Source organism: Achromobacter sp. Marseille-Q0513 (assembly GCF_018195695.1).
In the GTDB taxonomy this organism is placed as follows: domain Bacteria; phylum Pseudomonadota; class Gammaproteobacteria; order Burkholderiales; family Burkholderiaceae_B; genus Achromobacter.
This window is the reverse complement of record NZ_JAGTJY010000654.1, coordinates 1-328: the sequence shown is the minus strand read 5'-3', so window position 1 is coordinate 328 and position 328 is coordinate 1. Positions and strand designations below refer to the sequence as shown.

Here is a 328-nt window from a genome sequence, read left to right as displayed (position 1 = left end):
TGCGTGTACATCGTCAGACAGGAAATGATCGACCAGGTGACCATGATGCGTGCGATCCAGAGGCGCGCTCCCACGCGATGCAGGATCAGGTTGCTCGGCACTTCGAAGAGGAAGTAGCCGAGAAAGAACACGCCCGCGCCGGCGCCATAGATGGTTTCGGACATCGAGAGATCCGCGAGCATTTGCAGTTTCGCGAAACTGACGTTGACCCTGTCGATGTACGCGACGACGAAGGCGAGAAAGAGAAAGGGGATGAGACGCCAGGTCAGTTTGCGATAGAGCGCGGCGCATTGCGCCGGGGGAAGGGCGGGATCCGCGCCGGCATGCG

General features: G+C 60.4%; 1 pseudogene. It reads right to left on the bottom strand.

From position 1 onward, the window contains the following. Positions 1-269: pseudogene (locus KDH83_RS32170) on the bottom strand (4-hydroxyphenylacetate permease); the annotation flags it as partial. Between the last annotated feature and the right edge of the window lie 59 nt (positions 270-328).